This is a genomic window from Kitasatospora sp. NPDC059327, from assembly GCF_042752535.1.
Taxonomy (GTDB): domain Bacteria; phylum Actinomycetota; class Actinomycetes; order Streptomycetales; family Streptomycetaceae; genus Kitasatospora.
Genome location: NZ_JBHYYB010000048.1, coordinates 1 through 22,280, shown reverse-complemented (window position 1 = coordinate 22,280; position 22,280 = coordinate 1). Strand labels below are relative to the sequence as shown.

General features: G+C 73.0%; 22 protein-coding genes and 1 pseudogene. All 23 read right to left on the bottom strand.

The genetic code is table 11. The features are described from left to right. Positions 1 to 200: 200 nt before the first annotated feature. Positions 201 to 1,070: an ornithine cyclodeaminase family protein gene (locus ACFXHB_RS26300; RefSeq protein WP_380577132.1), complete on the bottom strand. Its 870-nt coding sequence runs from the start codon at positions 1,068 to 1,070 to the stop codon at positions 201 to 203. Between the two features lie 107 nt (positions 1,071 to 1,177). After that, a complete protein-coding gene (locus ACFXHB_RS26295; RefSeq protein ID WP_380577094.1) occupies positions 1,178 to 2,206 on the bottom strand; it encodes a proline racemase family protein in 1,029 nt (342 codons plus the stop codon). Beyond that, the gene (locus ACFXHB_RS26290) at positions 2,206 to 3,579 is read right to left on the bottom strand and encodes an aldehyde dehydrogenase family protein (RefSeq protein ID WP_380577131.1); all 1,374 of its coding nucleotides are present in this window, start codon (positions 3,577 to 3,579) and stop codon (positions 2,206 to 2,208) included. Before ACFXHB_RS26290 ends, ACFXHB_RS26295 begins: the two co-directional genes overlap by 1 nt. A gap of 22 nt (positions 3,580 to 3,601) precedes the next feature. Then, a complete protein-coding gene (locus tag ACFXHB_RS26285) occupies positions 3,602 to 4,606 on the bottom strand; it encodes a proline racemase family protein (protein ID WP_380577093.1) in 1,005 nt (334 codons plus the stop codon). Positions 4,607 to 4,694: 88 nt separating this feature from the next. Next, a complete protein-coding gene (locus ACFXHB_RS26280) occupies positions 4,695 to 5,558 on the bottom strand; it encodes a dihydrodipicolinate synthase family protein (protein ID WP_380577130.1) in 864 nt (287 codons plus the stop codon). 118 nt (positions 5,559 to 5,676) lie between these two features. Beyond that, entirely contained in the window at positions 5,677 to 7,149 is a 1,473-nt protein-coding gene (locus tag ACFXHB_RS26275) for an NAD(P)/FAD-dependent oxidoreductase (protein WP_380577092.1), read from the bottom strand. After that, a complete protein-coding gene (locus ACFXHB_RS26270) occupies positions 7,130 to 7,474 on the bottom strand; it encodes a (2Fe-2S)-binding protein (protein ID WP_380577091.1) in 345 nt (114 codons plus the stop codon). Before ACFXHB_RS26270 ends, ACFXHB_RS26275 begins: the two co-directional genes overlap by 20 nt. Before the next feature lie 127 nt (positions 7,475 to 7,601). Then, positions 7,602 to 8,765 (bottom strand): NAD(P)/FAD-dependent oxidoreductase, encoded by a 1,164-nt coding sequence (locus tag ACFXHB_RS26265; protein WP_380577089.1) that lies wholly within the window; start codon positions 8,763 to 8,765, stop codon positions 7,602 to 7,604. A gap of 121 nt (positions 8,766 to 8,886) precedes the next feature. Further along, on the bottom strand, positions 8,887 to 9,777 hold the full coding sequence (tatC, locus tag ACFXHB_RS26260) for a twin-arginine translocase subunit TatC (protein ID WP_380577129.1): 891 nt from the start codon (positions 9,775 to 9,777) through the stop codon (positions 8,887 to 8,889). Positions 9,778 to 9,918: 141 nt separating this feature from the next. Next, entirely contained in the window at positions 9,919 to 10,218 is a 300-nt protein-coding gene (gene tatA, locus ACFXHB_RS26255) for a Sec-independent protein translocase subunit TatA (protein WP_380577088.1), read from the bottom strand. A 290-nt stretch (positions 10,219 to 10,508) separates the two neighbouring features. Beyond that, positions 10,509 to 10,685, bottom strand: a complete 177-nt coding sequence (locus ACFXHB_RS26250; RefSeq protein ID WP_380577087.1) for a hypothetical protein — start codon at positions 10,683 to 10,685, stop codon at positions 10,509 to 10,511. Positions 10,686 to 10,745: 60 nt separating this feature from the next. Then, positions 10,746 to 10,988 (bottom strand): hypothetical protein, encoded by a 243-nt coding sequence (locus ACFXHB_RS26245; protein WP_380577086.1) that lies wholly within the window; start codon positions 10,986 to 10,988, stop codon positions 10,746 to 10,748. Between the two features lie 3 nt (positions 10,989 to 10,991). After that, on the bottom strand, positions 10,992 to 11,966 hold the full coding sequence (locus ACFXHB_RS26240) for a helix-turn-helix transcriptional regulator (protein WP_380577085.1): 975 nt from the start codon (positions 11,964 to 11,966) through the stop codon (positions 10,992 to 10,994). Then, positions 11,963 to 12,988 carry a helix-turn-helix transcriptional regulator gene (locus ACFXHB_RS26235; RefSeq protein WP_380577084.1) on the bottom strand — a complete coding sequence of 342 codons (1,026 nt, stop codon included), beginning with the start codon at positions 12,986 to 12,988 and terminating at the stop codon, positions 11,963 to 11,965. Before ACFXHB_RS26235 ends, ACFXHB_RS26240 begins: the two co-directional genes overlap by 4 nt. Positions 12,989 to 13,156: 168 nt before the next feature. Further along, on the bottom strand, positions 13,157 to 13,531 hold the full coding sequence (locus tag ACFXHB_RS26230; protein WP_380577083.1) for an FKBP-type peptidyl-prolyl cis-trans isomerase: 375 nt from the start codon (positions 13,529 to 13,531) through the stop codon (positions 13,157 to 13,159). Between the two features lie 161 nt (positions 13,532 to 13,692). Next, the gene (locus ACFXHB_RS26225; protein ID WP_380577082.1) at positions 13,693 to 15,012 is read right to left on the bottom strand and encodes an FKBP-type peptidyl-prolyl cis-trans isomerase; all 1,320 of its coding nucleotides are present in this window, start codon (positions 15,010 to 15,012) and stop codon (positions 13,693 to 13,695) included. Positions 15,013 to 15,228: 216 nt separating this feature from the next. Beyond that, positions 15,229 to 16,215 (bottom strand): FKBP-type peptidyl-prolyl cis-trans isomerase, encoded by a 987-nt coding sequence (locus ACFXHB_RS26220; protein ID WP_380577081.1) that lies wholly within the window; start codon positions 16,213 to 16,215, stop codon positions 15,229 to 15,231. A 128-nt stretch (positions 16,216 to 16,343) separates the two neighbouring features. Next, a complete protein-coding gene (gene pafA / locus ACFXHB_RS26215; protein WP_380577080.1) occupies positions 16,344 to 17,705 on the bottom strand; it encodes a Pup--protein ligase in 1,362 nt (453 codons plus the stop codon). A gap of 124 nt (positions 17,706 to 17,829) precedes the next feature. Then, positions 17,830 to 18,597 (bottom strand): proteasome subunit alpha, encoded by a 768-nt coding sequence (prcA, locus tag ACFXHB_RS26210; RefSeq protein WP_380577079.1) that lies wholly within the window; start codon positions 18,595 to 18,597, stop codon positions 17,830 to 17,832. Between the two features lie 46 nt (positions 18,598 to 18,643). Continuing rightward, positions 18,644 to 19,486: a proteasome subunit beta gene (prcB, locus tag ACFXHB_RS26205; protein ID WP_380577078.1), complete on the bottom strand. Its 843-nt coding sequence runs from the start codon at positions 19,484 to 19,486 to the stop codon at positions 18,644 to 18,646. Positions 19,487 to 19,646: 160 nt separating this feature from the next. Then, on the bottom strand, positions 19,647 to 19,865 hold the full coding sequence (locus ACFXHB_RS26200; protein WP_380577077.1) for a ubiquitin-like protein Pup: 219 nt from the start codon (positions 19,863 to 19,865) through the stop codon (positions 19,647 to 19,649). A gap of 173 nt (positions 19,866 to 20,038) precedes the next feature. Further along, complete coding sequence (gene dop, locus ACFXHB_RS26195; protein WP_380577076.1) at positions 20,039 to 21,550, bottom strand: depupylase/deamidase Dop; 1,512 nt, start codon at positions 21,548 to 21,550, stop codon at positions 20,039 to 20,041. 229 nt (positions 21,551 to 21,779) lie between these two features. Further along, positions 21,780 to 22,280 (bottom strand): annotated as a pseudogene (locus ACFXHB_RS26190) (proteasome ATPase); the annotation flags it as partial.

Genomic DNA, 22,280 nt, shown 5'->3' with positions numbered 1-22,280 from the left:
GGGGCGCCCGGTCTGCGCGACCCGGGGGTTGGGACCCGGGGCACGCACCTGGGCCCCCCCCCGGCGGGGGTACGCCTACGGGCGCCTCCGTGGCCGGGGATCCCGTCCCACCACGTCGGCCGCGGCTCTCGGTCCGCCCGCACGCGGGCCCGCGCCCACCGGCGGCGCGCACACGCCCCGGCGGCCGGCCGGCGCGCGCTTCAGCCCTGCCGGTGGATCTCCGCCGCGACGGCGAGGTCCTGCCAGGCCATCCCGACGCTCTTGAAGAAGCGCGGCCGGTCGCTCGGCACCGGCGCCTCACCGCGCACCAGCTCGGCCAGGTTCCAGAGCGCGTCGGCACCGGTGACACCCGCCATCAGCAGGTCCCCCGCCTCCCGCAGCGCGGCCGCCCGCGCCTCCACGTAGAGCGCGGCCCGGCCGACCAGCACCGCGTCCACCTCCCGCGCCTGCGGCTCGTGCGAGCCGACCGCCGCCACCGCGGCGTGGTCGGGCACCAGCGCGCCGTCGAACAGCGGGGTCCGCGCGGTGGTGCAGCAGACCACCAGGTCCGCCTCGGCCACGGCGTCCGCCGTGCCCACCGAGGCCGCCAGTCCGAGCCCGCGCGCGTACTCGGCCAGTGCCTCGGCCGGCGCCGCGCTGCGGGCCACCACCGTCACCCGGGTCAGCGGCCGGACGGCGAGCAGCGCGTCCAGGTGCCCGAACGCCTGCGGACCGGCCCCGAACAGGACCAGGTGCTCGGCGTCCGGCACGGCCAGCCGCCGCAACGCGACGGCGGTGACGGCGGGCGTGCGCAGCGAGGTGAGCGCCGCGCCGTCCAGCAGCGCGACCGGCTGCAGCGTCGGACCGTCCAGCAGCAGGTAGCTGCCGGTGATCCGGGGCAGGCCGAGGGCGGCGTTGCCGGGGGCCACCCCGGCGATCTTCACCCCGGTGTACTCGGTGGTGGCCGCCGGCATCAGCAGCAGCTCGCCCGCCGGCACCGGTACCGCCGAGCGGGCGGGCCCGGCCTCCGGGTCGAGCCCGGCCAGCAGCACCCGTTCGATCGCCTCGGCCGCCAGGGCCGGGCTCAGCACCCTGGTGGACGGCTCGGCGGCGGGCGACCCGACGGAGCCCGGCGCGGCGTACTGGAGCGGCTCAGCCGTCGCGCCGGGCAGCAGGAGAGGTCCGGAACGGTGGTCGGTCACAGCAGGAACCCCGTCCCGAGCGTGTCGTCCGGGTCGAGCAGGAAGGTGTGCTCGCCGGTGCGGTGGGCGGTGCCGGTCACCTCGGTGACCACGCCGGCGCCGAGCGGGTCGCCGCCCGGGAGCACCCGGCCGGTGAACACCGTCCCGATCACCGACTCGTGGCGCAGCTCCTCGCCCGGTGCCAGCCGCCCCTCGGCGGCGAGCACGGCGAGCCGCGCCGACGTGCCGGAGCCGCACGGCGAGCGGTCGATCTGGCCGTCCGCGAAGACCGTGACGTTGCGCTGGCTCGGCCCCGCCGGCCCGTCGGACAGCTCGTCGTACAGGATCACCCCGTAGACGCCCGAGAGCCGCGGGTCGACCGGGTGCCGGACGGCCGGCGAGTCGGCCAGGGCGTCGCGGATCTCCCTTCCGGCGGCGGTGAGTTCGGGCAGCAGACCGGGTTCCACCGAGAGCCCGAGCGCGGCCGCCGGCACCGAGGCGTAGCAGGCCCCCGCGTGCGCGACGGACACCTCGACGGTGCCGCGCGAGGTCCGCACCGGCAGCTTCCGCGCGCTGACGACGGCCGGCACGTTGCGGAAGGTCACCCCGGTGGTCCGCCCGCCCGCGCGGTGGACGCTGGCGGTGACCCGCCCGGAGGGCACGTCGATCCGCACCCGGGCCGTCCCGTCGTCCGGGGCCGCGACCAGACCGGAGTCGACCGCCCAGGCGCCGAGCGCGATGGTGCCGTGGCCGCAGGCGGTGGAGTAGCCGTCCTTGTGCCAGAAGAGCACGCCGAGGTGCGCCTCGTCGTCGTCCGCCGGCACCAGGAACCCGCCGTACATCCCGGCGTGCCCGCGCGGCTCGCGGACCAGCAGCTGCCGCACCGCGTCGAGCGCGCCCGGCCGGGGCGCGGTGGCCGTGCCGCCCGCGCCGATCGCGACGGCCCGCCGCTCGGCGACGCTGTCCCCGGCCGCGCCGGGGGCACCGCCGACGACGATCCGGAAGGGCTCACCGGCGCAGTGGTAGTCCACCGTGCGAACGAGCATCAGGCACCCCCGGCGGGCAGCAGGGTGACGGTACGGCCGGCGGTGTAGAAGTCCAGCGCCGCCTGGCCCTGCTCCCGGTCGCCGTGGCTGGCGCCCTTGGCGCCGCCGAACGGCAGGTGGAAGTCGACGCCGCTGGAGGGCGCGTTGACCCGGATCATGCCCGCGTCCAGCCGGTCGGCGGCGGCGAGCGCGACGTCCAGGTCGCGGGTGTGCACCGAGGCCGACAGCGTGTACGGGGTGTCGTTGGCGAGCGCGATCGCCTCGTCCAGATCCGCCGCCGCGTGCAGCACGGCGATCGGGCCGAAGAACTCCTCGCGGTGCAGCGGGTGGTCGTCCGGCACGGCGGTGACCAGGGTCGGGGCGAGGTACCAGCCGGTCCGCTCCGGTGCGTCGCCGCCGGTCAGCACCTCGGCCCCGGCCTCGCGGGCGGAGGCCACCGCGGCGGTGATCCCGTCCCGGGTGGCGGCGTTGATGACCGGTCCGCAGGAGGTGTCGTCGACCTGCTCCAGGGCCTTCACCAGGGCGGCCCGCAGCGGCTCGTAGGCCGCGCCGACGGCGATCACCCGGCTGGTGGCGGTGCACTTCTGCCCGGCGTACCCGGCGATCGCGGCCGCCAGGTGCGCGGCGGCCTGCGTCATGTCGGCGTCCGGAAGGACCAGGGCCGCGTTCAGTCCGCCGAGTTCGGCCTGGACCGGGATGCCGCGCTCGGTGGCGGTCCGGACGACCTGCCGGCCCACCCCCGTGGAGCCGGTGAACGAGACCACGTCGGCGATGCCGACCAGCTCGCCGCCCTCCGCGCCGCCGCCCGGCAGCACGGTGAAGACGTCCGCCGGCAGGCCGGCCTCGGCGACCAGCTCGGCCAGCCGCAGCGCGCAGCCGACCGCCTCCGAGGACGGCTTGAGCACCACGGAGTTGCCGACGGCCAGTGCCGGGGCGGCCTTCCAGGTGGGGATCGCCAGCGGGAAGTTCCACGGCGTGATCAGCCCGGCCACCCCGTACGGGCGGCGGCGGGTGAGCAGCAGCCCGGGCCCGGCGGCGGTCTCGTGCACGGCGCCGGAGGCCGCGAACGGCGCCTGCGCGTAGTAGCGCCAGATCGCGGCGGTGCGGGCGACCTCGCCACGCGCCTCGCCGAGCGGCTTGCCGACCTCGCGGACGACCAGCGCCGCCAGCTCCTCGGCGTTCGCCTCGACCAGCTCGGCGATCCGGGTGAGCGCGGCGGAGCGGGCGCCGGCGCCGGCGGCGAGCCACCCGGCCTGCGCGGTCCGGGCCCGGCCGACGGTGGCCCGGACGGCTTCGACGCCGGGCGCGTCGACCTCGGCCACGAGGTCCTCGGGGTCGGCGGGGTTGTACGAAAGGATCGTCACAGCAGGCAGCCCTTCAGGGTGTTCAGGCGGTTCAGAGCAGGAACCCGGCCGGGAACGGGTCGCTCGGGTCGAGGAAGTACTGGGCGGTACCGGTGATCCAGGCCCGTCCGGTGACGGTGGGCACGACGGCGGGCCGCCCGGCCACCTCGGTCTCCTCGACCAGGCGGCCGGTGAAGGTCGTCCCGATGAAGGAGTCGTTGCGGAAGTCCCGTCCGATCGGGAGTTCGCCGCGGGCGTGCAGCTGGGCCATCCGCGCCGAGGTGCCGGTGCCGCAGGGCGAGCGGTCGAACCAGCCGGGGTGGATGGCCATCGCGTGCCGGGAGTGCTCGGCGGTGGAGCCGGGGGCGAGCAGCTGGACGTGGTGGCAGCTGTGGATCGACGGGTCCTCGGGGTGCACCGGCCGGTCCGGGCCGGCGTTGATGGCGTCCATCAGGGCCAGTCCGGCGTCCAGGATCTCCTGCTTGCGCTCGCGCTCGAACGGCAGCCCGAACTCGGCGAGCGGCAGGATGGCGTAGAAGTTGCCGCCGTACGCGAGGTCGTAGCCGACCGTGCCGTACCCGGGCACCTCGATCTTGCGGTCCAGGGCGACGGAGTACGAGGGCACGTTGCGGATGGTCACCGCGGTGGCGGCGCCGTCCTCGACCCGGACCTCGGCGATCACCAGCCCGGCGGGGGTGTCCAGCCGCACGGTGGTGACCGGCTCGACCACCGGCACCATGCCGGTCTCGACCAGGACGGTGGCCACGCCGATGGTGCCGTGGCCGCACATCGGCAGCAGGCCGGACACCTCGATGTAGAGCACCCCGAAGTCGGCGTCCGGGCGCGTCGGCGGCTGCAGGATCGCGCCGCTCATCGCGGCGTGGCCGCGCGGCTCGTACATCAGCAGCGTCCGGAACTCGTCGAGGTGCTGCTGGAAGTGCACACGGCGCTCGGCCATGGTGGCACCCGGGATGACGCCGAATCCGCCGGTGACGACCCGGGTCGGCATGCCCTCGGTGTGCGAGTCGACGGCGTGGAAGACGTGGCGGCTGCGCATGTGGTTGCGGCTCCCGTCGGGGTGGGTGGGGTGGTGGGCCGGGCCGGCTGCCCCAGCAGCCGGCCGCACCCGGTGGCAGCGGTGTCGGTTACCCGAGACCCTCGGCCAGCGCCTTCTCGGTGGCCGCGCGGACGGCGGCCTCGATCTCCGGGGTGAGCGGCAGCCGCGGCTGGCGGGTGGGACCGCCCGGGCGGCCGGCGATGTCCATCGAGAGCTTGATCGCCTGGACGAACTCGGTCTTGGAGTCCCAGCGCAGCAGCGAGTGCAGCGCCTTGTAGAGCGGCAGCGCGACGTCCAGGTCGTGCGCGACGGCGGCCTGGTACAGGGCGGCACTCGCGGCCGGCAGGGCGTTCGGGTAACCCGCGATCCAGCCGACGGCGCCGGCCAGCGCCAGCTCCAGCAGCACGTCGTCGGCGCCGATCAGCAGGTCCAGCCCGGGGGCCAGCTCGGCGATCTCGTAGGCCCGGCGGACGTCGCCGCTGAACTCCTTGACCGCGACGATCGAGCCCGCCGCGTGCAGCTCGGCGAGCAGCGAGGGGACGAGGTCGACCTTGGTGTCGATCGGGTTGTTGTACGCGACGATCGGCAGGCCGGCCTTGGCCACCTCGGCGTAGTGGGCCCGGACGGCGTCGTGGTCGGCGCGGTAGGCGTTCGGCGGCAGCAGCAGGACGGAGCCGGCGCCGGCCTCGGCGGCCTGCTCGGTCCAGCGGCGGGACTCGGCGCTGCCGTAGGCGGCCACGCCCGGCATCACCCGGGAGCCGTCGCCGGCGGCCTCGACCGCGACCTCGACGATCCGGGCCCGCTCCTCGGCGGTGAGGGTCTGGTACTCGCCCAGCGAGCCGTTGGGGACGACGCCGTCACAGCCCGAGTCGATCAGCCAGCGGACGTGCTCGGCGTAGGCGTCGTAGTCGACGGAGAGGTCCGAGCGCAGCGGGATCGTGGTGGCGACCATGATGCCGCGCCAGGGCCGGGTGGTGTCGCGGGGGGTGATGGACACAGATGACTCCTTGGTGAGGTGTGACATTTTATTAGAGAGCGCGGGCGGAGACAAGTGTCGCCGCACCACGGGTTCAGGACGGCGGCAGTCCGGTTCCCGGACCGGCCGCGAGCTGCGAGAGCGGGACGGGGCAGGACAGCGGACGGCTGTCCGCCCGCGCGTCGCCGGCGCCGGAGAGGCAGGCCACCGCCGGACCGCACATCCGACCCTGGCACCAGCCCATCCCGGCCCGGGTGAGCAGCTTCACGGTCCGCGCGTCGCCGGCCCCGAGCTCCTCCACCGCCTCGGTGATCTTGGCCACCGGGACTTCCTCGCAGCGGCAGACATCGGTGTCGGGGCGCAGCCACTCCGTCCAGCCGGGCCCCGGCCGGTGCGCCGCCGCCATCAGTTCGGCGAAGGCGCGCAGCCGGGAGCGGCGGCGCAGCAGGGCGGACCGGACCGGGGCGCCGGCGACCGCGTGCGCGGCCAGCTCGCCCTCGGCGATCGCCAGGTCGGCGCCGCCCACCCCGCAGGTCTCGCCGGCCGCCCAGAGACCGGGAAGGGTGGTCCGCAGCCGGGAGTCCACCGCGAGGGCGACCGTCCCGTCGGGCGTCGTCCTGGTCCCGGCGCCCAGCTCGGTGGCCAGCTCGATCTGCGGCAGCAGTCCGTGGCCGACGGCGAGCGCGTCGCAGGCGATCCGGCGCTCGGTGCCGGGCACCGGCCGCCAGTCGGCGTCCAACCGGGCCACGGTGACGGCCGTGACCCGGTCGGTGCCGTGCGCCTCGACGACGGCGCTGCGGCGGCGCAGCCGGACACCGTGGCGCAGCAGCGCGGCGCCGTGACCGGCGCCCTCGACGAGCTTGGCCGGGACGGCGGCCAGGACGTCGGGGCGCCGCGCGTAGCCGAGGTAGTCGGTCGCCTCGACCACGGCGGGCACCTCGGCCCCCGCGGTGACCAGCGAGGACGCGGCCGCGAGCAGCAGCGGCCCGCTGCCGGCCACCACGATCCGCCGGCCCGGCAGCACCAGACCGGCCTTGAGCATGGCCTGCGCCCCACCGGCGGTGACCACCCCGGGCAGCGTCCAGCCGGGGAACGGCAGCTGCCGCTCGTACGCGCCGGTGGCCAACAGCACCGCGGTGGCCCGGACGGTGGCCCGGTCGGCGGCGTCCGGTCCCAGCGTCGCGTGCACCGCCCAGGCGGTGTCGTCCGGGCGCTCCAGCGCCCAGACCTGGTGGCCGCTCAGGAGGTCGACCCGGCCGGTCCTGCGGTGCACCGCGAGCCGGTCGGCCAGGCCGGTGTAGACGGACCAGCCGTGGTGCAGCCGGTCGGGCCGGGTGGCCCCCAGCCCGGGGGCGGGGTGGCGGTAGTACTGGCCGCCGGTGCGCGCGCCCGCGTCGAGCAGGGCGCAGCGCAGCCCGAGGTCGGCGGCGGCCACGGCCGCGGCGAGACCCGCCGGGCCGGCGCCGATCACGGCGAGGTCGTAGGCGCGGCGGACCCGGAGCCCGAACGGCCCGGACGGTCCGGTCGGCTCGGTCGGCTCGGTCGGTTCAGACGGCGAGGTCGGCACGGCCGTTGCCCTCCTGGGTGGTGACGACGGTGCCGGGCTCGGCCGACACCAGACAGGTGCGCTGGTTGGGGCGGCCGTCCACGACGGCCAGACAGTCGAAGCAGGCGCCGATCCCGCAGAACGCCCCGCGCGGCCTACCGCCGACCCGGGTGGTGCGCCAGGCGAGCACGCCGTCGGCCCACAGCGCGGCGGCGATCGACTGCCCGGGCAGTGCGGGCACCGGCCGGCCGTCGAACTCGATGGTGTGGGCGGGCTCCGGCTCCGCCCCGACCAGCGCGGCCGGGGTCCGGCGTTGCATCGGCGGGTTCATCCGCGCGTTCTCCATTCCGAAGTTCCTCCGATCCGCCACGGCGGCACCGTGCCGCTCGTCCGCCGCGACGGCCCGCGGCTCCCGTCCGCCGCCGACGGCCCGCGGACACACCGGCGGTGTGCCGGCCCGTCGTCCGCCGGGCTCATGCCCCGACCGGGAACCGGTCCGCCCGGAACGGCGCGAGATCCAGCTCCGGCCGCTTGCCGGTGAGCTGCTCACTGATCAGCAGCCCGGTCGCCGGGGCCAGCCCGATGCCGGCGCCCTCGTGCCCGCAGGCGTGGTAGAGCCCCGGCACCCGCGGATCGGCGCCGATCGCGGGCAGGTGGTCCGGCAGGTACGGCCGGAAGCCCCGGTAGGCGCGCAGCACGCTGACGTCGGCGAGGACCGGGAAGAGCGCGGCGGCCTGCGCGGCGAGCCGGTGCAGCACCTCCACCGAGAGGGTCCGGTCGAAGCCGACCCGCTCCCGGCTGGCGCCGATCAGCACCGGTCCGCCGGGGGTGCCCTCGACCACCGCCGAGGTCTGCAGCGCGGCCGAACCGCTGGCCACGTCCGCGACGTAGTCGGCGGCGTAGACCTTGCGCCGGACGATCCGCGGCAACGGCTCGGTGACCAGCACGAAGCCCCGCCGGGGCAGCACCGGCAGGTGCACCCCGGCCAGCGCGGCCAGCTCACCGCCCCAGGTGCCGGCGGCGTTGACCACGGCCGGCGCGGTCAGCCGGCGCCGGTCGGTGACGACGCCGCGCACGGCGCCGTCCGGCCCGGTGGTCACCGCCCGGACGGTCTCGCCGGTGTGCAGCTCGGCGCCTTCGCGGCGGGCGGCGCGCAGCAGGTGCGCGGCGGCCAGCGCGGGCTGGACCTGGGCGTCCTGGGGGTAGTGGAACCCCCCGGCCAGCCCGGGCGCGAGGTGCGGTTCGAGTTCGCGCAGCCGCTCGCCGGGGATCTCCTCGGCCGTGACGCCGACCGTCTCCTGCTCGGCGGCGAAGGCCCGCAGGGCGTCCTGGCGGGCGGGGGTGGTCGCCACCACCAGGCCGCCCTTGGGCTCGTACTCGACGGCGGCGCCGAACTCCTCGGCGAGCTCGCGCCAGAGCCGGGTGGAGAGCAGCGCCAGGTCGAGTTCGGGCCCGGGTTCCTTGTCGGAGACCAGCAGATTGCCCTCACCGGCGCCGGTGGTACCGCCGGCGACCGGACCGCGGTCGACGACGGCGACGGCGAGCCCGGCGCGGGCGGCGTAGTAGGCGCAGGCGGCACCGACCACGCCGGCGCCGACCACGACGACATCCAGGGGAGGTCTCTGAGGCTTGGACACGACAGTAATATGTCACATTCCATGGTGTCTGCCAAGGGCGCCCCACCGGTCGGTCACCCGCACGCAAAAACCCCGGCCCGCCGGGAAACGGCGGGCCGGGGTTTCGAGGCGGGTCACCTCATCACGTGATGTCGTCCATCTGCTCGTGCCGGGCGGCCGGCACCGACGCGCCGGCCGTCGGCGTGGCGGAGGCCCGCACGCTCTCCACCTCGGCCACCGGCTGCACCGACAGGTCCAGCTCCGAGGCCTCCTCGTCGTCCAGCCCGAAGTCCGGGTTGCGACGGGCCTTGCGGCGGTCGTGCAGCAGGGCGATCCCGACCGCGACGAAGTACAGCGCCCAGATCGGCGCGGCCAGGACCAGCATGCTGACGGGCTCGGCACTCGGCGTCGCGAAGGCGGCGAACACCGTGATGCCCAGCACCATGCCGCGCCACCAGCCGAGCAGCCGCTTGCCGGTGACCATGCCGACCATGTTCAGCATCACCAGCAGCAGCGGGAACTCGAAGGCGAGGCCGAAGACCAGCACCATCCGGGTGGCGATGTCGAGGTAGTCCTCGGGCGGCAGGATCGGCGTGGTGTTGTTCGGGGTGAACGAGATCAGGACGTCCACGGTGGTCGGCAGCACCAGGACGGCGCAGGTGACACCGGCCAGGAACAGCGGCGCGCCGCAGGCCATGAAGATGATCGTGTACTTCTTCTCGTGCCGGTGCAGACCCGGCGCGACGAAGGCCCACACCTGGTAGAGCCAGACCGGCACGGCCGCGACCACACCGGCCGTCAGCGCCACCTTGAGCATCCAGGTGAAACCGGCGGTCAGACCGATGTTGGAGACCTGCGCGCACTTGCCGTGGAACTGGCCGGCGGTCTCCGGCGTACAGTGCGGCAGCGGCTTCAGCAGGAAGTCCTCAAGCTGCTTGTGGTAGACCGCCGCGACGATCGTGACGAGCACGATCGCCAGGACCGACTTGACCACGCGGTTCCGCAGTTCCCGCAGGTGGTCGGCGAGGGCCATCCGCCCATCAGGATCCTTGGGCGCCTTCGACGCCTTGGAGAGCTTGCTCAACCCCGGTCCTCAACTCGTGCGTCGAGGCCCGCCGGTCGACGGGCCTCAGTAGTCGCGAATGTCACGTGCGCCGCGTGCCGCGCGGACCGCTCATCGCGGGCCGCCGCCGTCCGTCCCCGTCCCCGTGGGCTGCCCGGCCACCGGCCGGGCCGTCCCGGACGCCCCCGGAGCGGCCTGGATCGTCTTCGCGGTGTCCGCCCCCACGGCGGGCGCCGGCTGGGCCGGCGCGCTCTCCTCCGCGGCGCCGTCCGAACGCATCGCCTTGGTCTCGCTCTTCAGGATCCGCATCGACTGGCCGAGCGAGCGCGCCAGATCGGGCAGTCGCTTGGCGCCGAAGAGCAGAATGGCAAGAACCACGATCACCAGGATCGCGGTCGGCGAGATCCGCATGTTCGACCACCTTCAGTCATGGCGGCACCGGCGGGCCACCCGCTGCGCGGATGGTAACCGCTGCGGATGACGCCCTGACGACGGCCGCCCGAACAGGACAGCGGCCCCCGTCGCACTTCAGGAGCCTGCTCAGAGCGTAACCCGCCCGGCCCCCCGCGCAGCAGTCCCCGTACCCCTGAGACACCCCTGACCGGCCACCGGTTCCGCGCCGCCCGGCCGAGCCCCGTGCCGCGGCCTCCGGACCGGGTACCACCGGGCGGGACCGGGCCGGGTCGCCGGCGGCGGGGCGCTCAGCGGCGGGGAACCGCCGCCGCCAGGTCGCCGGCCGCCTCGGCCAGTGCCCGGGAGGCGGTGTCCACTCCCTGGGCCAGCGCCCGCACGTCCAGCCAGAGCCGGATCGCGAGGACACCGAGGACCAGCAGACCGGCGGTGGCGAGCAGGACGGCGGCGACAGGCATCCAGGACATGGCCACCACCCTATCCGCCGGTCCGGACCGGCCGGCCCGGACCGGCCGACGGCCCGGCACTCACCCGGGGGTGGAGCCCCCGGCCGGAACCAGCCGCATCGTCCGCACCCCGGCACCGGTCAGCGCCGAAACGATCTTCTCCCCCGCCGGCTTGCGGACCGACGCCCCGCAGAGCGGGCAGCCGAAGCTGTAGTGCGCCTGGGCAGGCGTCCGGCCGAAGGTGAGGCGGAACTCCTCCGCCGGGAGTTCCACCTTCTCCCGGCACTCCGAGCAGTAGACCTTGAATCTGGTACCCGGCTCCACGGCTCAGACCTGCCCCGGCCCGCCGACCGCCGTGACCTCGTAGGCGTCCAGCGCCTGCCGCGCCGCCGACCGCGCCTGCTCGGCGAGTGCCGGCGGCGAGACGATCCGCCCGTCCCGGCCGAGCCGCAGCGCCAGCGGGCGCAGCTGCGACGGGTCGGCGCTGCGCAGGGTGATCCGCAGCCCGCCGTCGGGCAGCTCCTCGGCCCGGTCGTGGGTGTAGTACTCGGCCACCCAGCGGCCGCCGGAGGACACCTCGACCACCACCTCCGGATCGTCCGCGGACGGGTTGACCAGCCCGCCCGAGAGATCGCGCGGCTCACGCCTGGGCGGATCGGAGGGGACGTCCAGCACCCTGATCTCGGCGACCCGGTCGAGCCGGAACATCCGGTGGTCCTCCGAGGTCCGGCACCAGGCTTCGAGGTAGGTGTGCCCCTCCGTGAGCAGCCGGATCGGGTCGACCTCACGCTCGGTCATGCCGCCGCGGCCGTGCGAGTAGTAGCGCAGCCAGAGCCGCCGGCCCTCGCTGAGCGCGCGGTCGATGTCGGCGAAGACGTGGCTCTCCGCCTCGAAGGTCACGCCGACCCGGGCGCTGCCCTCGGCGCTGTCCCCGGCGGCGTTCTCGATCTTGGCGACGGCCCGGGTGAGCGCCTCCCGGTCGCCGGCCCGCAGACCGGGCAGACCCGCCACCGCGCGGGCGGCGACCAGCAGCGCGGTCGCCTCGTCGGCGGCCAGCCGCAGCGGCTGGGCGACGTCGTCGACGTTGTGCCACCAGATCCGCTCGCCGTCGGTGTCGATGTCGAGCAGGTCACCGCCGCGGAAGCTGGTGCCGCACATCGGCAGGACGTTGAGGTCGCCGATCAGTTCGCGTTCGGTGATGCCGAAGGCCCGGGCCACCTCGGCCACCTCGGCACCGGGCCGCTCGCGCAGGTAGGTGACCAGCGAGAGCATCCGCCGGGTCTGGTCGATCGCGTTGCTCATGCCCGCACTCCTTCAGCACTCTCCACCGCGGCGCCGTCGGCGCCGCCCGCCCCGGCCACCGCGCGCAGCCGCTCGATCACGTCGGAGCGCAGCTCCTCGGGGCCGAGCACCAGGACATCCGGCCCGAACTCGGCGAGGTCCGCGCCGAGCCCGTTCCCGTACGGGATCTCCAGCACGTCCCACCCGTCGTCGGCCCCGCCGGCCGACGGCTGGGGGACGGTGCTCAGCGCCTTGGTGCGCAGCGGGAAGCCGGCACCGCGGCGGACCTTGACGACCGCCGTCGCGGTGGCGCCCTCTCCGGCGAACTTCGCGACGGTGGCCCGGACGTCGACGTGCTCGGGGACGGCGCCGAGGAAGGCACCGGTGCGGGAGCGGACCTTGCCGGTGATCCGGCTGAGCCGGAAGACCCGGGCGTCGGCCCGGTCGCGGTCCCAGCCGGCCAGGTACCAGTGGCCGCGCCAGCACTCCAGCGCCCAGGGCTCCACGGTGCGCTGCTCGGCCGCGGCGGCGCCGGCCTTGCGGTACTCGAAGGTGACCGGGCGGCGGTCGCGGGCGGCGGTGAGCAGCGGCTCGAACGCGGCCTCGCGGGCGGGGATCCGCGGTTCGAGGGCGGTGCGGCCCTCGGTCTCGGTGAACGGGACACCGGCGGCGCGCAGCTTCTGCAGGGCGCCGCTGGCCGCGCCGGACATCTTGGCCTGCTGCCAGACCCGGGCGGCGAGGGTGAGCGCGGCGGCCTCCTCGGCGTCGAGGGCGATCTCCGGCAGCCGGTTGCGGTCGGCGCGGGCGAGGTAGCCGAGTTCGCCGTCGAGGGCGTTCTCGTCGACGTCGATGACCAGACCGAGTTCGCGCAGGTCGTCCTTGTCCCGCTCGAACATCCGGTTGAAGGCGTCCTCGCTGCTGTTCTGCCAGGCCTCGCGATACGCCTCGATGGATTCCCGCAGCTCCTTCTTGGAGAGCGGACGTCTGGTGTTCATCAGGCACAGGGCGAGATTCATCAGCCGCTCTGCCTTGGCGATCGCCATCGCTGACCCTTCCGGTGTGCCGCGCCGCGCGCGGGGTGCGCCCGCCGGGCAGTATCGACCCGGCGTGGACCGACCGTACCGGTAGCGGTACGCACCGCAAAAGCCGAGTCCGCGAACGCGTGGGGCCGCACCCCCGGGGCGGGGGTGCGGCCCTCGGTCACGACCGGCTCAGACGCCCAGCAGGTCGACGACGAAGATCAGGGTCGAACCGGCCGGGATGAGCGGGGACGGCGACTGGTTGCCGTAGGCCAGGTGAGCCGGGATGACCAGCTCGCGGCGGCCGCCGACCTTCATGCCGACGACGCCCTGGTCCCAGCCCTTGATGACGCGGCCGGCGCCGAGCGGGAACGAGAACGCGCTGCCGCGGTTCCAGCTGGCGTCGAACTCCTCGCCGGTCTCGAAGGTCACACCGACGTAGTGGACCTTGACGACCTGGCCGGGCTTGGCCTCCTCGCCGGTACCGACCTCGATGTCGCGGACCTGCAGCTCGGTCGGCGCGTCGCCGATCGGGAAGTCGATCTCCGGCTTCTTCTTGTCGCTCACAACTGCCTCTTCTCACGATGGTTTCGATCCATGACCAAGCGGCGGGCGCCCGCACCCCGGTCCGTTACCCGGACCACGGTACGGGCGCCCGCCGCCCGTAGGGCTCGGCCACGCGGCCGGTCCCGAAGGTCACACACCCACCATTGTCACCCGAAAGTGGATCAGCCCTGACCCGCATCGAGAATGTCGACCACGAACACCAGGGTGGAGTTGGCCGGAATGTCGCCCTGGGCCTGGTCCTTGTACCCCAGCGAGGCGGGGATGACCAGCTCGACCCGGCTGCCGACGGTCTGGCCCTCCAGGCCCTGGTCCCAGCCCGCGATGACCTGGCCGCCACCGACCGGGAAGGAGAACGCCTGGCCCTTGCTCAGCGAGGAGTCGAAGACCTTGCCGTCCTTGAACAGCGCGCCGGTGTACTGGACGACGACCTTCTCGCCCTTCTCGACCTTGGGACCGGTGCCCTTGATCAGCACGTGGGTCTTGAGCTCGGTCGGGTCGGCGGCGCCGGCCACCGGGGTGATGTCGGCCGGCTTCTTGCCGTTGTCCTTCACCTGCGGGAAGTCCGCGGGCGGCGGGGTCACGGTGCCGCTGACCACGGCGTCCGGCGCGTTGCTGTTGCGGATGTCGATGACGAAGACCAGGTTGTCCTTGGCCCCGATCGACATGGTGGGGTTGCCCTGGGCGCCGAACGCGGCGGCCGGCGGGGCCACCACGAGCACCCGGCTGCCGGCCTTCTTGCCGACCACGGCCTGGTCGAGCGCCGGGATCAGCGCGTCGGTGCCGGCCTGGAAGATCTGCGGCTTGCCCGACTCGTCGTACGAGCTCGGGATGTCCTTGCCGGTGGTCCAGTCCTTGGCCGTGTAGTCGACCGAGGTCCAGGAGTTCTTCTCGACCTTGGGACCGGTGCCCTCGGAGAGCACCTTGACCACGAAGCTGCCGTCGGCCTGGTCGGCGGGCACCTCGATGGTGGCCTTCTTGCCGAACTCGCCGGTGACGGTCGGCAGCACCTTGGCGGTGTCCTTGATCGGCGGCACCGGCTCGGCGGACGGCGTGGCCGGCGCGGACTTGGCGGCGTCCGGCTTGGCCGCGGTGTCCGTCTTGGACCCGCCGTCGCGGTTCACCACGTACAGCGTGATGCCGCTGCCGACCAGCAGCACGGCCAGCACGGTGCCGAGGATCACACCGAGCTTGCCGACCCCGGGCGGGTTCTCGCTGTACCCGGCCTCCGAGGTGTCCTGGCGGCGCACGTTCGAGGCGAAGATCTGCGGGGTCTCGTCGGTCTTGGTGCCGCCCGCGCTCCGCCGTGCCTCGGCCTCACCCGGCTGGGCCCAACCCGGCGAATGCTTCAGGATCGACGGCGGTACGACGATCGACTCGCCGTCGCCGGGCAACGGGCCACCGGGCCGCGAGTCGGCCGGGTCGCCGGCGGAGTTTCCGTTCGCGGTGCCGGCCCCGCCCGGGCTCGACGCTTTCTCAGACATGACTCCCCATCCATCTCGCCACGAGGTCTTCGAGGTCTACGGCCGGCGTGGTGAGCGCCGGAGTGCTGTCGCACTGCCGCCCGGAACCCGGACGCCGACGGCGCCTACCACAGTGCGAGGGCAGTATGACAGGTCAGGATGAGGGCGGACGCTTTCCTGTGCGAGCGCCCGCCCAAGCGTACGGACCCCGCCCGCCTCCCGACAGGGTTCGGCGGCTCAGACCGCCTCAAGAATGTCGATCACGAAGACCAGCGTCGAGTTCGGCGGGACGGAGCCCTGCGCCTGGTCCTTGTAACCGAGGGCGGGCGGCACCACCAGCTCCACCCGGCTGCCGACGGTCTGGCCGACCAGGCCCTTGTCCCAGCCCTCGATCACGCTGCCGGTGCCGATCTGCAGCGCCTGCGCGCCGCCGTGGCTCCAGGACGAGTCGAACTGCTGGCCGTTGCTCCAGAGCACCCCGGTGTACTGCACGACGAGGGTCTGCCCGGACTTCACCGGCTTGCCCTCGCCCTTGATCAGGACGGCCTGCTGGAGGTCGGTGGGCGGGGCCTGGCCCGGCGGGACGGTGATCGTCACGGCCGCCTTGCCGTTGTCCTTCACCTGCGGGAGGGTCGCCGGGGGCTGGGTCATCGCGCCGGAGAGGGTGGAGTCCTGCGGCAGGCTCTCCATGATGTCCAGCACGAACACCACCGTGTCCCCGGGGCCGACCCCGAGCTGACCGTTGCCCTGGCTGCCGAACGCGGCGGCCGGCGGGGCGACGACCAGCAGCCGGCTGCCGACCTTCTTGCCGATCACGCTCTGGTCGAAGGCGGGCACCAGCTGCCCGCTGCCCGCCTGGTACAGCTGCGGCTTGCCGCCCTCGTCGTAGGAGCTGGGCAGGTCCTTGCCGGTCGTCCAGTCCTTGGCGGAGTAGTTCACCGTCACCCAGTCACCCTTGTTGACCGTGGAGCGGTCGCCCTCGCTGACGGTGTTCACCACGAACTGGCCGCTGGGCGCACCGGGCGGGATGGTGATGGTGGCCTTGCTCCCGAACCCGCCGCCCGACAGCGTCGGCATCGGCGAGGCCTCGGTCACCGGTGCCGGCACGGTGGGGGCCGCGCTGGACGCCGAGGGCGTCGCCGGGCTGGTCGCCTTGGTGGAGCTGCTGCAGGCGACCGCCAGCAGCAGGGGCAGGGTGAGAAGCAAACCGGCGGTGCGGCGCACGGTGATCCTAACTGTCGGTCAAAGTCGGTTCTCCGGACTCGACGGACAGCGTATTCCCCCACGTGGTCCGGCCCCGGTAGACACCGCCGGGGCCGGACACCGCAAAGATCACAACGGGACGGCGCGCCTCACATCCCCGCGATCAGCTTCTCCACCCGCTCGTCCACCGAGCGGAACGGGTCCTTGCAGAGCACCGTCCGCTGCGCCTGGTCGTTCAGCTTCAGGTGCACCCAGTCGACCGTGAAGTCCCGGCGCTGCTCCTGCGCCCGGCGGATGAAGTCCCCGCGCAGTCGGGCCCGGGTGGTCTGCGGCGGGACGGACTTGGCCTCGAAGGTCTTGAGGTCGGTGGTCATCCGCTTCGCCTGGCCCTTGGCCTGGAGCAGGTAGAACAGGCCGCGCCGGCGGTGGATGTCGTGGTAGGCGAGGTCGATCTGGGCCACCCGCGGGTTGGACATGCTCATCTGGTGCTTCTCGCGGTAGCGCTCGATGAGCTTGTACTTCATGATCCAGTCGATCTCGGTGGCCACCCCGTCCAGCCGCTCGGTGCGGACCGCCTCCAGGGTGCGGCCCCAGAGGTCCAGCACCTGGGCGATGGTGCCGGTGTTGATGCCCTTGCGGTCGGCGAACTCCAGCGCCTTGGTGTAGTACTCCTCCTGGATGTCCAGGGCACTGGCCTCGCGGCCGTTGGCGAGCCGGACCTGGTGGGTGCCGGTGAGGTCGTGGCTGACCTCGCGGATCGCCCGGATCGGGTTCTCCAGGGTGAGGTCGCGCAGCACCACGCCGGCCTCGATCAGCCGCAGCACCAGGTCCGTGGCGCCGACCTTGAGCAGGGTGGTGGTCTCCGACATGTTGGAGTCACCGACGATGACGTGCAGCCGGCGGTAGCGCTCGGCGTCGGCGTGCGGCTCGTCGCGGGTGTTGATGATCGGGCGGGAGCGGGTGGTCGCGGAGCTGACGCCCTCCCAGATGTGCTCGGCGCGCTGGCTGACGCAGTACACCGCGCCGCGCGGGGTCTGCAGCACCTTGCCGGCGCCGCAGATCAGCTGCCGGGTCACCAGGAACGGGATCAGCACGTCGGCCAGCCGGGAGAACTCCCCGTGCCGGGCCACCAGGTAGTTCTCGTGGCAGCCGTAGGAGTTCCCGGCCGAGTCGGTGTTGTTCTTGAACAGGTAGACGTCCCCCGCGATGCCCTCCTCGTGCAACCGCCGCTCGGCGTCCACCAGCAGCCCTTCGAGGATGCGCTCGCCCGCCTTGTCGTGCGTCACCAGCTCGACGACGTCGTCGCACTCGGGGGTGGCGTACTCGGGGTGGGAGCCCACGTCGAGGTAGAGGCGGGCACCGTTGCGCAGGAACACGTTGCTGCTGCGGCCCCAGGAGACAACGCGGCGGAAGAGGTAGCGCGCCACCTCGTCCGGTGACAGCCGTCGCTGACCCCGGAACGTGCAGGTGACGCCGTACTCGTTCTCCAGCCCGAAAATTCGGCGGTCCATGAGGCATCCATTCTCTGATGGTGGCTGTCCGAAACCGCCTCCGCGACGCCCGTCGGGGCGCCGCAGGGGCACTGGAGTCCCGCACGACGGCGGGCGACCGCCGTACGGGACTCCACAGGCACTGCTAGTCCGACTGGTCGGACGGCGGGGCGACCGCCGGCTTCTCGTCGTCGTCCGCCTCGGCGGACTCGTCCCCGTCCAGCAGCCGGGCGAGCTGTCCGCCCAGGATCCGCTTGAACTTGCGCTGCTGGAAGCGCTGGCGGTCCAGGACCGCCACCTCCAGTTGCTCGGGGGTCAGGGTGCGCGGGGTGCCGCCGTTGGGGTCCCGGGCGAGGGAGTCCACGGCGACCTTGATCGCGTCGGTCAGGGACAGCCCGCTGCGGTGGCGCTGGCCCAGGTAGTTGCCGATCGAGTCGGCGTTGCCGCCGACCACCACGTAGTTCTTCTCGTCGACGACCGAACCGTCCGGGGTGAGCCGGTAGATCTGGTCGTCGTCCGTGGTGCGGCCGACCTCGGCCACGATCAGCTCGACCTCGTACGGCTTCTCGCCGACCGAGGAGAAGATGGTGCCGAGGGTCTGGGCGTAGACGTTGGCCAGGCCCCGGGCGGTGACGTCGGCCCGGTCGTAGGAATACCCGCGCAGGTCGGCGTAGCGGACGCCGCCGATGCGCAGGTTCTCGAACTCGTTGTAGCGCCCGACCGCCGCGAAGGCGATCTTGTCGTAGATCTCGGAGACCTTGTGGAGCGCCCGCGAGGTGTTCTCCGCGACGAAGACGATGCCGTCGGCGTAGGTGAGCACGACCACGCTGCGACCGCGCGCGATGCCCTTGCGGGCGTACTCCGCGCGGTCCGCCATGGCCTGCTGGGGCGAGACGTAGAACGGTGTCGACACCGGCGGTCGTCCCTTCCTTGGTAGGTGTGGCCGGAGCAGCGTGTGGCTAGAGCAGCGGGGCCTGCGGGCCGTTGGGGTGGATGAGGCGCTCGTCGGTGATCGACACGGCGATCGCGGAGACCTCGGCCTCGGTGAGCCGGCGGAAGCCGTCCTCGGTGATCAGCGAGACGATCGGGAAGATCTTCCGGGCGAGGTCCGGGCCGCCGGTGGCGGAGTCGTCGTCGGCCGCGTCGTACAGCGCCTGGACGACCAGGGTGGAGGCCTGCTCGGCGGACAGGCCCGAACGGTAGAGCTTCTTCATCGAGCCGCGGGCGAAGACCGAGCCCGAGCCGGTGGCGGCGAACCCGCGCTCCTCGGAGCGGCCGCCGGTGACGTCGTAGGTGAAGATCCGGCCGCGGCCGAGGTCGAGGTCGTAGCCGGCGAAGAGCGGGACGACCGCGAGGCCCTGCATCGCCATGCCGAGGTTGCCCCGGATCATGGTGGTGAGGCGGTTGGCCTTGCCCTCCAGGGAGAGGACGGTGCCCTCGATCTTCTCGTAGTGCTCCAGCTCCAGCTGGAACAGCCTGACCATCTCGACCGCGAGGCCGGCGGTGCCGGCGATGCCCACCGCGCTGTACTCGTCGGCCGGGAAGACCTTCTCGATGTCGCGCTGGGCGATCACGTTGCCCATGGTCGCCCGGCGGTCACCCGCGAGGACCACACCGCCGTCGAACACCGCCGCGACGATCGTCGTCCCGTGCGGGGCCTCGACGACCGCCCCCGCGGGCAGGCCGCGGCGACCGGGGATCAGCTCCGGCTGGTGTTCGGCCAGGAAGTCGAGGAACGACGAGGACCCCGGGGTCAGGAAGGCAGCCGGTAGACGCCCGGTGCCACGAGTGTTGGCTTCCACACGATTCCTTCCAGGTAGCTTGAAGCGCGCGCTGCCCGCACCCTACCCGCCCGACGATCATCGTCCGTGCGTGGAGGGCCGGCCCGGCGGACAGGCGGCCATTGCCGCCCGCCCGCCATCGGCGGTCGCGATCGTGAATTCCCTGAATGCCCGAACGGGGCTACTCGCCGCCCTTTTGCACGAACTGGCGCACGAAATCCTCGGCATTGGACTCAAGGACCTCGTCGATTTCGTCGAGAACCGCGTCGACGTCATCGCTCAGCTTTTCCTGGCGCTCCTTGAGGTCGTCGGAATTCTGCGCCTCCGCGGCCTGCTCCTCGGCCTCCTCGGAGGAGCGGTTCGCCCGCTGCTGGCCGCCGTCGGTGTCCTTGCTCGCCATTTCCCTCACCCCGCTCGATCGGTCTGGCACGGTTTGGTCGCTGCTTGCTGCACCGACCCTATACACAAGGGGCGACTACCGCTTCCGGTTTGCGGTGGCGCTTCCTGTCCAACACCCGCTGTCACCCCGGATGATTCCCATTCGGCGGACGTTCACCCGTGGTGATCGAAAAGTTACCCGCCGGCCAGCACCCGGAGCAGGTCCTCGGCCGTGCGGCAGCGGTCCAGCAGCTCCTTGACGTGGTTGCGGGTGCCGCGCAGCGGCTCCAGCGTGGGGACCCGCTGGAGCGAGTCGCGGCCGGGCAGGTCGAAGATCACCGAGTCCCAGGAGGCGGCCGCCACATGGTCCGCGTACTGCTCCAGACAGCGCCCGCGGAAGTAGGCCCTGGTGTCCTCCGGGGGCTTGGAGACGGCCCGCTCGACCTCCGCGTCGGTCAGCAGCCGCTCGAACCGGCCCCGGGCCACCAGACGGTTGTAGAGCCCCTTCTCGGGCCGTACGTCGCTGTACTGCAGGTCTACCAGGTGAAGCCGGGAGTTGTCCCACTCCAGGGCGTCGCGGCTGCGGTAGCCCTCCAGGATCTCCCGCTTGGCGATCCAGTCCAGCTGCCGGGAGAGCGACATCGGATCGCGCTCCAGCCGCCCCAGCACGTCCTCCCAGCGCGCCAGCACGTCGACCGTCTGCTCGTCGGCGTCGGTGCCGAAGCGGTCCTCGACGTACTTGCGGGCCAGCTCGAAGTACTCCAGCTGCAGCTGGACGGCGGTGAGCCGCCGACCGTTGCGCAGCGTGATGAGGTGCTTCAGGGTCGGGTCGTGGGAGATCCGGTGCAGGGTGCGCACCGGCTGGTCGACGGCGAGGTCGGCGGCGATGAAGGAGTCCTCGATCATCGCCAGCACCAGCGAGGTGGTCCCCAGCTTGAGGTAGGTGGAGATCTCGGAGAGGTTGGCGTCCCCGATGATCACGTGCAGCCGGCGGTACTTCTCGGCGTCGGCGTGCGGCTCGTCCCGGGTGTTGATGATCGGGCGCTTGAGCGTCGTCTCCAGGCCGACCTCGACCTCGAAGTAGTCGGCGCGCTGGCTGATCTGGAAGCCGTTCGCCGAGCCGTCCTGGCCGATGCCGACGCGGCCGGCGCCGGTGACCACCTGGCGGGAGACGAAGAACGGGGTCAGGTGACGGACGATGTCGGCGAACGGCGTCGCCCGTTTCATCAGGTAGTTCTCGTGGGTGCCGTAGGAGGCGCCCTTGTTGTCGGTGTTGTTCTTGTAGAGGTGGATGGTCTGCCCGTTGGGCAGTTCCAGGGCGCGCTGGGCGGCGGCCGCCATGATCCGCTCGCCGGCCTTGTCCCAGAGCACGGCGTCGCGCGGGTTGGTCACCTCGGGCGAGCTGTACTCGGGGTGCGCGTGGTCCACGTAGAACCGCGCGCCGTTGGTGAGGATGATGTTCGCGAGGCCGATGTCCTCGTCGGTCAGCTGGCTGGCGTCCGCGACGTCGCGCGCGAGGTCGAAGCCCCGGGCGTCGCGCAGCGGATTCTCCTCCTCGAAGTCCCAGCGGGCCCGCCGAGCCCGGTGCATCGCCGCCGCGTACGCGTTGACGATCTGGGACGAGGTGAGCATGGCGTTGGCGTTGGGGTGCCCGGGTACGGAGATTCCGTACTCGGTCTCGATGCCCATCACGCGCCGTACGGTCATGCGGCCCTCCTTGCCCGGTGCGCCGCCCCCCACGGGCGGAACACGCTGACGTACCGCTGAACAACACCGGCGCCGGCCGTGTGCCCGCGAACGGTGGATCGAGCCTAGAACGCGGCACCGACAGGCGGGCCCCGAGACGCGCCGTCCGGCTGTGGGGCCGCGAGGCGCCACAGCCGGACGGGGAGCGTGCAGTTCCGGGGACCGCTGCCGGCGGCCCGGAGTGGTTCGGTTACAGGTACTGCCCGGTGTTGGCGACGGTGTCGATCGAGCGGCCGGACTCGGCGCCCTGCTTTCCGGTGACCAGCGTGCGGATGAAGACGATCCGCTCGCCCTTCTTGCCGGAGATCCGGGCCCAGTCGTCCGGGTTGGTGGTGTTGGGCAGGTCCTCGTTCTCCTTGAACTCGTCCACGCAGGCGGCGAGCAGGTGGGAGACGCGCAGACCGCGCTGACCGTGGTCGAGGAAGTCCTTGATGGCCATCTTCTTCGCGCGGTCGACGATGTTCTGGATCATCGCGCCGGAGTTGAAGTCCTTGAAGTACAGGACCTCCTTGTCACCGTTGGCGTAGGTGACCTCCAGGAAGCGGTTCTCCTCGGTCTCGGTGTACATCCGCTCGACGACCGCCTGGATCATCGCCACCACCGTGGCCTCGACGGAGCCGTCGTGCTCCTTGAGGTCGTCCGGGTGGAACGGCAGCGAGCCCTTGAGGTACTTGGAGAAGATGTCCTTCGC